Raw genomic sequence first — 13530 nt, 5'->3', positions numbered from 1 at the left:
TCTCGAACGACGAAGGAAGATGCATCGTGCCTGCCCTCGTCCTCGACCCTTCGACGGGCTCAGGATGATGCTTCGCGCTCCGCACCTCAGGATGAGGGAGATACGGAGCATTAAATCGGCAACACGTTAATCCAAAAGTGCTGCGATAGCGGTCGGTGCATCTTCGCCGCGTTCTGCCAGTTCCTCGAATTCGACGACCTGATCGATGTCGATACCCATGGAAATATTGGTAACGCGTTCGAGGATGAATTCCAGAACCACCGGCACCTGATGCTCCGCCATCAGCGCTTTTGCCTGTTCAAAACTTTCGGCAAACTGGTTGGGGCTGCGAACCCGGATTGCCTTGCAACCCAAACCTTCAGCGACCGCCACGTGATCGACGCCATAGCCCTTTTCCGCATCGCCACCGGCATTGATGTTGTCGAAGGCAAGACTGACCTCGAAATCCATGTTAAAGCCGCGCTGCGCCTGACGGATGAGGCCGAGATAGGAATTGTTCACGACCACATGAATGTAGGGCAGCTTGTGCTGTGCGCCGACCGCCAGTTCCTCGATCAGGAACTGGAAATCATAGTCGCCGGAAAGCGCCACGATCGGACGGTCGGGATCGGCGGCACGGACACCGAGCGCTGCGGGCAGTGTCCAGCCAAGCGGACCAGCCTGACCGCAATTGATCCAGTTGCGCGGGCGATAGACATGCAGGAACTGCGCACCGGCGATCTGGCTGAGGCCGATGGTCGTCACATAGCAGGTATCGCGACCGAAAGCCTTGTTCATCTCTTCATAGACACGCTGCGGCTTCAGCGGCGTCTGGTCGAAATGCGTCTTGCGCAGCATGGTGCGCTTGCGCTCCTGGCACTCCTTGGCCCAGCCCGACCAGTCGCGCAGCTTGCCTGCCGACTTCCATTCGGTCGCGACGTCCAGCAGCAGCTTCAGCGCCTTGCCCGCATCCGAAACGATACCGAAATCCGGCGCGAATACACGGCCGATCTGGGTCGGCTCAATATCGACATGGATGAATTTGCGGTCCTTCCTGTAGGTGTCGACATTGCCGGTATGACGGTTCGCCCAGCGGTTGCCGATGCCGATGACGACATCGGAGGCCAGCAGATTGGCGTTGCCGTAGCGGTGCGAGGTCTGGAGACCGCACATGCCCGCCATCAGGCGATGGTCGTCAGGGATGACACCCCAGCCCATCAGGGTCGGGATGACCGGAATGCCGGTGATTTCGGCGAATTCGACCAAAAGGTCGGACGCATCGGCGTTGATGATGCCACCCCCGGCCACGATCAGCGGACGTTCCGCCTCGTTCAGCATGGCGAGCGCCTTTTCGGCCTGCGCCCGCGTGGCGGCTGGCTTATAGGCTTCCATCGGCTGGTAAGTGTCGATGTCGAACTCGATTTCGGCAAGCTGGACATCGATCGGCAGGTCGATGAGGACCGGACCGGGACGGCCCGACTTCATGATGTGGAACGCCTTCTGGAAGACATAAGGCACCAAAGCCGGTTCCATGACCGTGACCGCCCATTTGGTGACGGGGGCCGCGATCTTGGCGATATCGACGGCCTGAAAGTCTTCCTTGTCGAGACGTGCGCGCGGCGCCTGACCGGTGATGCAGAGGATCGGGATCGAATCGGCGGAAGCCGAATAGAGACCTGTAATCATATCCGTTCCGGCCGGGCCGGAGGTGCCGATGCACAGGCCGATATTGCCATGCTTTGCACGGGTGTAGCCCTCGGCCATATGCGAAGCGCCTTCGACATGACGTGCCAGTATATGGCGGATCGCGCCGCGCGCCTTCATCGCCGAATAAAACGGATTGATCGCTGCGCCCGGTACACCGAAAGCACAATTGATCCCTTCTCTCTCCAGCACAAGCACGGCTGCATCGACTGCACGCATTCTGGCCATGGCCATTCCTCCTATGGAACTCTAATCCATTTACCAATGCTATTATCAAAAAATGGAAATGCATATCACTATATGGAAATAAAGATTTTCAACGGAACGGAGATAATCTGGCTGCATCTTTCCGAGTAGCAATGGATGCGATAGTGATAATTCCTGAGTTTAGGCGGGATTCGGAGACGGCGATGGAACAGGCGAAGGTAAAGCGGGGCCGCAAGGCGGCGGAAAACGCAGCGCCGTCGTCTGTGCAGGTTCTCGATCGAAGCCTGAAGCTGCTGGCGCTGATTGCAGAAAATGACGGCTCGACATTGACCGACCTTGCCGATGCGAGCGGCATGGCGCCTTCCACCGTGCACCGCCTGCTGTCGTCGCTGGCCAATCATGGAATGGTTTCCCACGATCTGGAAAGCGGCGATTGGACCATCGGCGTCAAGGCTTTTGAAATCGGCAACGCCTTTCGCCGGTTCCGCAAGCTCGGTATTCTGGCGCGCCCTTATCTCAAGACGTTGATGGAAACGAGCGGCGAGACCGCCAATATCGGCGTCGAGGACGGCGGCGATGTCGTGTTCATCTCGCAGATTGAAAGCCATGCGCCGATGCGCGCCTTTTTCCGGCCTGGACGGCGCGGGCCTATCCATGCGTCCGGCATCGGCAAGGCCATATTGTCCACCTGGTCGGACAAGGAAATCGCCCATGCCCTGTCCGGACGCGCGCTCGAACACTTTACGCAGCGCACGCTCGACAGCCTGCCCGCGCTATTGAAAGACATTCAGGCAACGCGGACGCGCGGATGGTCTGTCGACGATGAGGAACATACGCTCGGCATGTGCTGCATCGCCGCGCCGATTTTCAATGAATATGGCGAGGCGATTGCCGGCATTTCGGTTTCCGGCCCTGCCGTGCGCCTGCCGAAAAAGAAGCTCGAGGAATTCGGGCCGCTCATCCGCTCCACCGCCGATGAGCTGACCCGCGCCATGGGCGGCAAACGCCCGGAAGAGTTTTAACGCACAGTGAATTTGGGCTAATCGACGCTCTGCGCCCCTCTTTCCCTCATCCTGAGGAGCTTCCCCGAGCTTGTCGAAGGGGAGCGTCTCGAAGGGCTGAGGGAAACCGCGCTGCGCGTGCCCTCGTCCTTCGAGGCTTCGCTTCGCTCCGCACCTCAGGATGAGGGAGAAGCGCAGCGATGAAGCTTTATAGTTCAGCCTTGAGCGGCTTGCCGGCCACATAGGTTTCGATGACGGCGCGGTCATCGCCCAATGTCTGCAACAGGAACAGCTCCTGCTCCAGCGTCGCGCCAGCCGCCATGCGAAGCCGCATCGGCGATGTGGCGGACGAATCCAGCACCACGATATCGGCTTCGGTGCCTTCATCCAATGTACCGATCCTGTCTTCCATGGAGAGCGCGCGGGCATTGCCGAGCGTCATCATGTAGAAGGACTGGAACGGGTTCAGACGGTTTCCACGCAGTTGCTGGACCTTGTAGCCTTCATCCATGGTACGCAGCATGGAGAAACTCGTGCCGCCGCCGACATCGGTCGCCACCGCCATGCGCACGCCCGATGCTTTCAGGCGGTCGCGGTCGAAGAGGCCCGAGCCGAGGAACAGGTTGGAGGTCGGGCAGAAGACGGCAATCGAGCCGGTTTCCGCCATGACGCGCACTTCGCGGTCTTCCAGATGGATGGAATGGCCGAGCAGGGTCTTGTTTCCCAGAAGGCCGTAATGCTCGTAAATACCGAGATAGTCGGGCGCATCCGGGTAAAGCGACTTGGTGAAGGTGATTTCGTCGTGGTTTTCAGACAAATGCGTCTGGATGTAGCTGCCGGGGTGCTCACGGACAAGCGCCTGGCTTGCTTCGAGTTGCTCCGGCGTGGAGGTGATGGCAAAGCGCGGCGTGATCACGTAATCGAGGCGGCCCTTGCCCTGCCAGCGCGCGATCAGCGCCTTTGTGTCGTCATAACCCGACTGTGCAGTGTCGCAGAGTGCAGGCGGCGCATTGCGGTCCATCATCACCTTGCCGCCGAGCATGCGCATGTTGCGATGCTGCGAGGCGCGGAAATAGGCATCCACGCTCTGCGGATGCACGGAGCAATAGGCGACCGCCGTGGTGGTGCCGTGGCGGATCAACTCGTCCAGAAAGCGCTCCGCGATGAATTCGGCATGCTGCTCGTCGGCGAATTTCTGCTCGGCCACGAAGGTATAGGTGTTGAGCCATTCCAGAAGATTGGCTGCATAGGAAGCGACGACCTGCGTCTGCGGATAATGGATATGCGTATCGATGAAGCCGGGCAGGATCAGGTGCGGACGATGGTCGGCGACTTTTATGTCGCTGCCTGCCTCGCTACTGACTTCAGCATAATCGCCAAGACGCAGGATACGGCCATCTTCGACCAGAATGGCGCCGTCTTCGATATAGCGGTAGGCGGCATTGTCATCGAGACTTTGCGGCTCGTCACGAAAGGTCAGCACGCGGCCGCGGATCAGAAGCTTGGTCATTGTGGTCTTGGTCCTTATTTCGAGCCTTGCGTGGCGGACTGATACCAGGAGGCAAGAAGCTGGCGTTCTTCCTCGCTCACGCCGGTAACGTTGGCGGGCGGCATGGCATGCGAACGGCCTGCCTGCAAATAGATTTCACGCGCATGGGCTGCGATATCCCGGTCGGTATCGAGCACGACGCCCTTCGGGGGCGCAACGATGCCTTCCCAGCCCGGCTCCTTGGCGTGACACATGGCGCAGCGCCCCAGAACGGTATCCCGCACTTTTCCAAAGTGCGGGTCCGAGATGAAGGACTGCTGCAAGGCCGAGATTTTCTGTTCTTCCGGCTCGCCGGTCAGCACCTTCGGCACAGTCGAGAGCCAGATGATGACGATGAACAGGATGACCGTTACCAGCCAGGTCCAGGTCGGGCTGCCCTTGCGGGCATGCTGCGTGTTGAACCAGTGGCGGATCGTGACGCCCATCAGGAACACCAGCGAGGCGATTATCCAGTTGAACTGCGTCCCGAAAGCCAGCGGATAGTGGTTCGACAGCATCAGGAACAGAACCGGCAGCGTCAGATAGTTGTTGTGGGTCGAACGCTGCTTGGCGATCTTGCCGTATTTCGGGTCCGGCTTGCGGCCAGCGATCAGATCCGCCACCACGATCTTCTGGTTCGGGATAATGATCATGAACACGTTGGCCGACATGATCGTCGCGGTGAAGGCGCCCAGATGCAGGAAGGCGGCGCGTCCCGTGAACAGGTGCGTATAGCCCCAGGCCACCACGACCAGAATACAGTAGAGAATGACCATCAGGAGCGTATCGCTCTTGCCGAGCATCAGCTTGCAGATCGTGTTGTAGGCGATCCAGCCGAAGGCCAGCGAGGCAATCGAAATGCCGATGGCGACCGGACGCGAGACGTCGAGGACGTTCGGATCGATCAGGTAGAGATCGGCACCCGCATAGTAGACGATGCAGAGCAGCGTGAAGCCCGACAGCCAGGTGGCGTAGGATTCCCATTTGAACCAGGTCAGGTGTTCCGGCATTTCGGCGGGCGCAACCAGATATTTCTGGATGTGGTAGAAGCCGCCACCGTGGACCTGCCATTCCTCGCCGTGCGCACCTTCCGGCAGGCCGGGGCGCTGGCGCAAGCCCAGATCGAGCGCGATGAAGTAAAAGGACGAGCCGATCCACGCAATCGCGGTAATCACGTGCAGCCACCGCGCTGCGAAGCCCAGCCAGTCCCAGGCTACGGCGAAATCATACATCAGGGACTCCCATTTCTTATCCCGTTTCTTGAGCGAATTCTTAGCCCATTGTTCGTTGTTGCATTATGTGCCAAAGGAATCAGGTTCAGGGAACGTCACATCACGACCAGCACTTTCAAAAAAATCTAGACAATCGTGGAGGGGACGTATGTCATATCTTGATAATCTGCGCGTTTTTGTGCGCGTTGTCGAATTGGGAAATCTATCCGCGGCGGGCCGCGATCAGCGCGCATCGCCGGCAGTTGCAAGCAATCGAATCAAGGAGTTGGAGAAGCACCTGGGAGTGAGGCTCTTCAACCGGACGACGCGCAAGCTCACGCCGACCGAACATGGCCGCGTATTCTATGACGGTGCATTGAAAATCCTCGAAGCCGTGGATGAGGCGGAAGCGGCCGTGGCGGAACTGGCGAAAAATCCGAAGGGATCGATTCGCATCACCGCGCCGCTTGGCTTCGGCAGACGGCTGATCGCATCGGGAATCCCGGAGTTTCACGACAAATATCCCGACATCGAAGTGCGGCTCCGCCTCTCCGATCATGAAGTGGACATCATGAGCGAAGGCGTCGATGTGGCTTTCAAGCTCGGTGTTCTGGAAAATTCCAACCTGCGCATGCGCGGCATCATGAATTGCGAACGTGTGATCTGCGCGGCGCCCGCATATCTTGAGAAACACGGGGTTCCGCACTCACCGGACGAGTTGCTGGGCGACAAGCATGACTGTCTCCTGCTGCGTTTTCCGGGCTCGAAGGAATATTACTGGTCGCTGCAAACGCCGGAAGGCCTGCGCAAGTTTGAAGTCACCGGGCCATATGACTCCGATGACGGCGACGTATTGACGCAATGGGCGCTCGGCGGGCGGGGCATCATCAACAAGCCGCTGTTTGAAGTGAAGGAATATATCCGCGACGGACGGCTGGTTCCCATCCTCGAAAACACCCCACCCGCGCCGATCCAGCTAGCTGCGATCTATCCGCACAAGCGCTTTCAGGACCCGAAGGTGCGTCTCATCATCGATTTCATGACGGAACGGTGCCAGCGACTGATCCGCGAGGCTTTGGCATAGAGCGGCTGAAACCGCTCTATACTTCTTTGCGGCCTCGGGAACGGCAAAAGAAAGCCTGCCGGATCAGGCGGGCTGCGAGACACGTACGGCGGTCAGAACTGCTGTCAGAACTTCGGCAGCGACCAATGCTGCGATGACTTCCGGCCTCTTGTCCTTCACGACGGCTCCGCCGACCGGACAGACGAGATTTTCAAAAAGATTGTCGCTGCCCACTTCGCGTTTCAACCAATTCTTGAAAGTGGCCTTCTTGGTCTTCGAGCCGATCATGCCGACATAGACGGCATCGCCCCGCTGCAAAGCCTCGGTAACGATGAGAAAATCCAGCGCATGGTCGTGGGTGAGGACGATGAAGGCGCTGCCCGGAGGGGCGGAACGCACCACCTGCTCAGGCATCGCCGATAGACAGGTCTCGACGCCCGGCACATCGCAGGCCATCAGTTCGGCCTCCCGCGTATCCACGAGAACGACCCGGACGGGCGTGAACGAAAGTGCATTTGCCAGCGCATCGCCGACATGGCCCGCGCCGAAGACATAGACATGCGGGCGCGTGGCTATTTCGGCATCGACCTTGCCGACAAGCTCGTCGGTGAGCCCGCGATTGACACGTTTGAAGCTCAGGCCCACCCGTCCGCCGCAGCATTGGCCGATTTCCGGGCCGAGTGGGACGTCCATGGGTGTGTCCCTGCCGCCAGCCAAGATTTTCCGGGCATGGTCGATAGCCATATATTCAAGCTGACCGCCCCCGATGGTCCGAAAGATCATATCGCGGGCAACCAGCATCCACGCCCCCGCATCGCGGGGCGCGGAACCTTTCACATCGGTGACTTCCACCAGCACGCTATCGGGACGCCGGTTGAGAAAAGCCCGGATATCGTCACGTGCGCCCGGCATTTTTCTAGCCCTTTTGCTTGCGGAGCCGCTCGATGGCCATCAGCACGCGTTCCGGTGTTGCTGGCGCATCAAGACGCGGGCAGACCTTGTAATCCGCCACGCTGGCGACAGCATCGGCCAGAGCGTGCAGCACCGACAGGCCCAGCGGCAGCGGCGGCTCGCCGACAGCCTTGGAGCGATGGATCGTCGGCTCATATGCCTCCGACCAGTCGGTCAGCGCCACGTTGAATATCTTGGGCCGGTCGGAAGCCAGCGGAATCTTGTAGGTGGATGGCGCATGGGTGCGAAGCCGCCCCTTGTCGTCCCACACAAGTTCTTCGGTCGTCAGCCAGCCCATGCCCTGCACGAAGCCGCCTTCAACCTGACCGATATCGATGGCGCGGTTCAGGGAACGCCCGGTATCATGCAGAATATCGGTGCGCTCCACCACATATTCGCCAGTCAGAGTGTCGACGGAAACTTCGGAACAGGCTGCTCCGTAAGCATAGTAGTAGAAAGCATGACCGCGACCCTTGGCCCGGTCCCAATGGATTTTCGGCGTCTTGTAGTGACCTGCCGCCGAAAGCTGCACGCGACCGATAAAGGCCTGCTTGACGAGATCGTTGAAGCTGATTTCCTGATTGCCGACCCGAACGCGGTTGGGAAGAAAGACAATCTGATCTTCCGGCACCTGATATTGCTGGGCCGCGAAATGGATAAGGCGCTTCTTGATCTGGCGGGCTGCGTCCTGTGCTGCCATTCCGTTAAGATCGGCCCCGGAAGAAGCTGCAGTCGGCGCGGTGTTCGGCACCTTGGCGGTCGTCGTCGCGGTGATCTTCACCCGGTCGATGTCGATCTGGAATTCCTCGGCCACCACCTGCGCCACCTTCATATGGAGCCCCTGCCCCATTTCCGTGCCGCCATGGTTCATATGCACCGAACCGTCATTATAGACATGCACCAGAGCGCCAGCCTGATTGGACTCCGTCTTGGTGAAGGAAATGCCGAATTTCACCGGGGTCAGTGCGATGCCGCGTTTGACATAGCGGCTTTTGGCGTTGAATTCACGGATCGCTTCGCGGCGCTTTGCGTAATCGGAGCTTTCCTCCAGTTCCGCAACGATGCGCTGGATAATGCAATCCTCCACCTTCTGGTGATAGGGCGTGACGTTGCGCGTGCCGCCTTTACCCATTTCATCGTAGAAATTGCGCTTGCGGATTTCCAGCGGGTCCTTGCCGACAGCGAAAGCCACTTCATCGATCACGCGTTCCGCACCGACCATGCCCTGCGGCCCGCCGAAGCCGCGAAACGCCGTGTTCGACACTGTGTTCGTGTAAAGCGGCGCCGACTGCGCATGAACTGCCGGAAAGAAATAGGCGTTGTCACAGTGGAACAAGGCGCGGTCGCCGACAGGTCCGGAAAGGTCAGCCGAGAACCCGGCATTGAGGGCAAACAGATAATCGATGCCCAGAATATTGCCTTCATCGTCGAAGCCGACTTCATAATCGATGACGAAGCCGTGGCGCTTCCCGGTCGAGGTCATGTCCTCGTCGCGGTCGAGCCTGATCTTCATGGCACGCTTGTGCTTCTTGGCCGCGATGGCTGCAATCGCCGCCCACTGGTTGGCCTGCGTTTCCTTGCCGCCGAAGCCGCCGCCCATGCGACGCACTTCCACCGTCACGGAATGGCTCGGAACGCCCAGCGCATGGGCGACCAGATGCTGGGTTTCGCTCGGTCCCTGCGTGGAGCAATAGACGGTGACGTCCTCATCCTCGCCGGGGATAGCCAGCGAAACCTGCCCTTCAAGATAGAAGTGATCCTGCCCGCCGAGATACATGCGGTTCTTGATGCGATGCGGTGCGGCATCGATGGCCGCGCGTGCATCGCCGCGCTTCAGCGTCAGCGGCGTGGTGACAAGCCGGTCCTTCAGACCATCCAGCCCATCGATGGAATAGATGCCCGCTGCTTCCTCATATTCGATTTTCGCCAGACGTGCGGCGCGGCGCGCCTGATCGCGGGTTTTGGCGATAACCGCAAAGATCGGCTGGCCGTGAAACTCGACCTTGTCGACAGCGAAGATCGGATCGTCATGCATGCCCGACGGCGAAACATCGTTCTCGCCGGGCACGTCCTTATAGGTCAGCACGTCGATCACGCCGGGAGCGGCGCGAACCGCTGACAAATCGATCGACTTGAAAGAACCATGTGCGACGGAAGAAAACCCGAGACCGATGTGCAGCGTGCCTTCGGGCTCCGGTATATCGTCGATATAGACAGCCGTTCCCGTCACATGCTTGTGCGCGGAATCGTGCTTCTGGTCGGTCGCCACACCACCGACGATGCGGGCCGCTTTCAGTGCGTTTGCAGGATGCTTGTTCATGATTGCCTCCTCACGCCGCGGCGATTTCCGCCGCGCGTAGCGGCGTGTAACTGCCTTCCGTTTCGGCGAAGAAACGCCGCAACAGATTGCGCGCCGCGAGCAGCCGGTACTCGGCAGTCGCGCGCATATCGCTCAAGGGCGTATAATCTTGCGAATAGGCTTCCAGCGCCGCTTCAACGCTCGCCTCTGTCCAGGGCTTGGCCGTTAGTGCTGCCTCCACCGCGCTTGCCCGCTTCGGCGTTGCCGCCATGCCGCCATAGGCGATACGAACGGTCGCCACATTGCCTGCCGCATCGAGCGTCAGATGGAAAGCGCCGAGCGTCGCGGTAATGTCTTCCTCAAAACGCTTCGACACTTTGTAAATGGCAAAATGGCTGCCTTCCGCCGGCACCGGCACATGCACGGCCTCGACGAATTCGCCAGCCCCGCGGTCCTGTTTGCCATAGGCTATGAAAAACTCTTCCAGAGGTATGGTGCGTCGCTCCGCCCCTTTGCGCAAGGTGAGCTTTGCACCAAGTGCGATCAGCGGCGGCGGCGTGTCGCCAATCGGCGAACCATTGGCGATATTGCCGCCGAAGGTTCCCATGTTGCGCACCTGTTCGCCGCCGATGCGGTTGATGAGCTGGCCGAGCTGGGGAATACGTCTGGCGAGAAAGCCGAAGGCTTCCGTGTAGGTGACGCCCGCGCCGATGGTGATGACACCATTTTCCTCGCGCATGAAACGCAGTTCATCCAGATGGCCGATGAAGACGACCGGAGAAATGTCGCGCATCATCTTGGTGACCCAAAGGCCCACATCGGTGGAACCGGCGACGATGGTGGCCTTCGGCTCCGCTGCCAGAATGGTGGCAAAATCGTCGAGATCGGCAGGCACGATCAACCGGTCCTTGCCTTCGCCCACTTCTACCCGCACGCCGTCGCGCATCGCCGCCAGTTGTTCCAGCACGAGCGCGCGTTCGGCTGCGAGCGGATCTTCCTTTGCCGTGCCATAATCGGAAATGGCGCGCGCGGCGCGCATGATCGCCTCATAGCCGGTGCAACGGCAAAGATTGCCCTGCAACGCCTTTTCAATCTCGGCATCGACGGGCTTCGGTTCGCGCATCCACAAGGCGTAGAGCGACATGACAAAGCCCGGCGTGCAGAAACCGCACTGCGAGCCGTGAAACTCGATCATGGCCTTTTGCACGGGATGCAGACCGCCATCCGCTCCGCGCAGATGTTCGATCGTCACCACATGACAACCATCCAGCGAACCCATGAAGCGGATGCAGGCGTTGACGCTTTCATAAACCAGCTTGCCGTCGGAAATCTTGCCGACCAGCACCGTGCACGCACCGCAATCGCCTTCGCCGCAGCCTTCCTTGGTGCCGCGCAGCTTGGCGGACAGCCGCAGATAATCGAGCAGCGTTTCGGTCGGGGAAACACGGTCGAGTTCGACCTTTTCACCGTTCAGAAGAAAGCGGATCGTGTGTCGCACAGACTGGTGCACAGACTGGTTCATGGCGCTTAGCTCCCGCGATAGGTGGAATAGGAAAAGGGCGAAACGAGAAGCGGTACATGATAATGCGCTTTTTCGTCTGAAATGCCAAAGCGCAAAGGAACGACGTCAAGGAACGGTACGGCATCGTCAGTCTTGCCGAAATATTCGCCGACATGAAACAGAAGCTCGTAGGAACCGGCCCGCAAGTTCCCCCCCGACAGCAGCGGCTCATTGCAGCGGCCATCGTCATTGGTGCGAATTTCACGGATGGGTTCTGCCTGCTGATTCTCGATGCGGCGCAATTCGATGCGCAGATTTGCTGCCGGCTTGCCGCTTACCGTGTCGAGGACATGCGTCGTCAACCGGCCATCACCGCTCTTTTCCTGACCCATTTGCACTCCTGCCGCTCTTCGATTCTCCTGCCGTCCCGACTGAAGAACTTACAAGCTTTTGATTTCCGGTGGTTTATTTCGGCCCGATATCGGCATCGGCTGTGGGGCCGCAACCACACCATGTTCCCAGCATTCAGTATTTCGCGATCCTGCGCATTGGGAAAGATGGTTATCGTTGGATGTCTTTCAAATTTTTGAAGGGGAATAATAGCGATAAATCTTTATTATCATGGGTAAAACGAACGAATACGAGGGAAGACCCGCAATGAAATATCCGCGCAATCTCGTCGGCTATGGACGCAACACACCAGATCCGCGCTGGCCGGGAGGGGCGAACATCGCCGTGCAGTTCGTCGTCAATTACGAGGAAGGCGGCGAATGCTGCGTTCTTGACGGCGATCCGGCGTCCGAATGCCTGCTTTCCGAGATTGTCGGCGCTCAAGCCTGGCAGGGCCAGCGCAACCTCAATATGGAATCGATCTACGAATATGGCGCCCGTTCCGGCTTCTGGCGCCTGTGGCGCGCCTTCACCCGCCGCAACATGCCCGTAACCGTCTATGGCGTGACGCTTGCCATGGCGAGGAACCCCGAAGCCGTCGCCGCCATGAAGGAAGCGGATTGGGAAATCGCCAGCCATGGACTGCGCTGGTGGGAATATAAGGACGTTCCCGAAGAGATTGAGCGCGAGCACATCCGCGAAGCCGTGCGCCTTCATACGGAAATCACCGGTTCGCGCCCGCTCGGCATCTATCAGGGCAAGCCGTCCGACAACACGCTGAAACTGGTGATGGAAGAAGGCGGGTTCCTCTATTCCGCCGATTCCTATGCCGATGAACTGCCCTACTGGGTGCAGGGGCCAAAGGGGCCGCACCTGATCGTACCCTATACGCTGGACGCCAATGACATGCGCTTTGCCACACCGCAGGGTTTCAATTCCGGCGACCAGTTCTTCACCTATCTGAAAGACACGTTTGACGTGCTCTATCGCGAAGGGGCCGAAGGCGCGCCGAAGATGATGTCCATCGGCCTGCATTGCCGCCTTGTCGGGCGTCCGGGCCGCGTGGCCGCGCTGGAACGCTTCCTCGATTACGTGCAGAGCCATGACAAGGTCTGGGTCGCCAAGCGCGTCGATATCGCCCGTCACTGGCATGAAAACTACAAGCCGGCCGTTGCGGACGTCGTGCCTTCCAGCGCTGAGAAAAACGCATTCGTCGCGCGCTATGGCAGCATTTTCGAACATTCGCCCTGGATCGCGGAACGTGCCTACGATGCGGGCCTCACCGTGGAGGAAGACACCGCTTCGGGTCTCGCTGCAGCCATGACCAGGGTGTTCCGAGCTGCCACGCCGGAGGAACGGCTGGCCGTGCTCAAAGCGCACCCTGACCTTGCCGGCAAGCTGGCACAGGCAAAACGCCTGACCGCGGAATCGACCGCCGAACAGGCTGGCGCCGGTCTCGACGCGCTGACGGACGCGGAAACGCAGTCCTTCACCGAACTGAACGATGCCTATACCGCGAAGTTCGGCTTTCCCTTCATCATCGCCGTGAGGGGGCGCAACAAAAAGGAAATCCTCGACGCTTTCCAGCGCCGCGTTTCCAATGATCGTGATACGGAATTTGAAACCGCCTGCGCTCAGGTGGAACGCATCGCCCTGCTGCGCCTAAAGGATATTCTGCCGGAAGCGCTTTATTGAT

The 13530-nt window shown here is 59.4% G+C and carries 10 protein-coding genes; 3 read left to right on the top strand and 7 right to left on the bottom strand.

Annotated elements, in window-relative coordinates:
- Nucleotides 1-126: 126 nt before the first annotated feature.
- Nucleotides 127-1911: a glyoxylate carboligase gene (gcl, locus tag JNC63_RS07885; RefSeq protein WP_112701023.1), complete on the bottom strand. Its 1785-nt coding sequence runs from the start codon at nucleotides 1909-1911 to the stop codon at nucleotides 127-129.
- A 182-nt stretch (nucleotides 1912-2093) separates the two neighbouring features.
- On the opposite strand from gcl, the gene JNC63_RS07880 reads away from it, so the two are divergent.
- Nucleotides 2094-2912, top strand: coding sequence for an IclR family transcriptional regulator (locus JNC63_RS07880; RefSeq protein ID WP_021586203.1), 819 nt, complete (start codon nucleotides 2094-2096; stop codon nucleotides 2910-2912).
- Nucleotides 2913-3099: 187 nt separating this feature from the next.
- Here JNC63_RS07880 and guaD read toward each other — a convergent pair whose 3' ends face one another.
- Nucleotides 3100-4401 (bottom strand): guanine deaminase, encoded by a 1302-nt coding sequence (guaD, locus tag JNC63_RS07875; protein ID WP_112701024.1) that lies wholly within the window; start codon nucleotides 4399-4401, stop codon nucleotides 3100-3102.
- A gap of 14 nt (nucleotides 4402-4415) precedes the next feature.
- Nucleotides 4416-5651, bottom strand: a complete 1236-nt coding sequence (locus tag JNC63_RS07870) for a urate hydroxylase PuuD (RefSeq protein ID WP_112701025.1) — start codon at nucleotides 5649-5651, stop codon at nucleotides 4416-4418.
- A 148-nt stretch (nucleotides 5652-5799) separates the two neighbouring features.
- Between JNC63_RS07870 and JNC63_RS07865 the strand changes: the two genes are divergently transcribed.
- On the top strand, nucleotides 5800-6714 hold the full coding sequence (locus JNC63_RS07865; RefSeq protein WP_112701026.1) for a LysR family transcriptional regulator: 915 nt from the start codon (nucleotides 5800-5802) through the stop codon (nucleotides 6712-6714).
- Between the two features lie 63 nt (nucleotides 6715-6777).
- Here the strand turns inward: JNC63_RS07865 and xdhC are convergent, their stop codons facing one another.
- From xdhC to uraH, 4 genes are read right to left on the bottom strand one after another with little or no spacing between them, the layout of a single operon-like run.
- Nucleotides 6778-7605, bottom strand: a complete 828-nt coding sequence (gene xdhC / locus JNC63_RS07860; protein WP_112701027.1) for a xanthine dehydrogenase accessory protein XdhC — start codon at nucleotides 7603-7605, stop codon at nucleotides 6778-6780.
- Between the two features lie 4 nt (nucleotides 7606-7609).
- Nucleotides 7610-9964 carry a xanthine dehydrogenase molybdopterin binding subunit gene (gene xdhB / locus JNC63_RS07855; protein WP_112701028.1) on the bottom strand — a complete coding sequence of 785 codons (2355 nt, stop codon included), beginning with the start codon at nucleotides 9962-9964 and terminating at the stop codon, nucleotides 7610-7612.
- Between the two features lie 10 nt (nucleotides 9965-9974).
- Nucleotides 9975-11453, bottom strand: coding sequence for a xanthine dehydrogenase small subunit (xdhA, locus tag JNC63_RS07850; RefSeq protein WP_374846236.1), 1479 nt, complete (start codon nucleotides 11451-11453; stop codon nucleotides 9975-9977).
- Nucleotides 11454-11470: 17 nt separating this feature from the next.
- Entirely contained in the window at nucleotides 11471-11836 is a 366-nt protein-coding gene (gene uraH / locus JNC63_RS07845) for a hydroxyisourate hydrolase (RefSeq protein ID WP_006471036.1), read from the bottom strand.
- 265 nt (nucleotides 11837-12101) lie between these two features.
- Between uraH and puuE the strand changes: the two genes are divergently transcribed.
- Nucleotides 12102-13529 carry an allantoinase PuuE gene (gene puuE, locus JNC63_RS07840; RefSeq protein WP_121994838.1) on the top strand — a complete coding sequence of 476 codons (1428 nt, stop codon included), beginning with the start codon at nucleotides 12102-12104 and terminating at the stop codon, nucleotides 13527-13529.
- Nucleotide 13530 lies beyond the last annotated feature (1 nt).

Origin of the sequence: Brucella ciceri, from assembly GCF_041930145.1 — a bacterium.
GTDB lineage: Bacteria > Pseudomonadota > Alphaproteobacteria > Rhizobiales > Rhizobiaceae > Brucella > Brucella intermedia.
The sequence above is the reverse complement of the archived record's forward strand: the minus strand, read 5'-3'. Positions and strand labels throughout refer to the sequence as shown.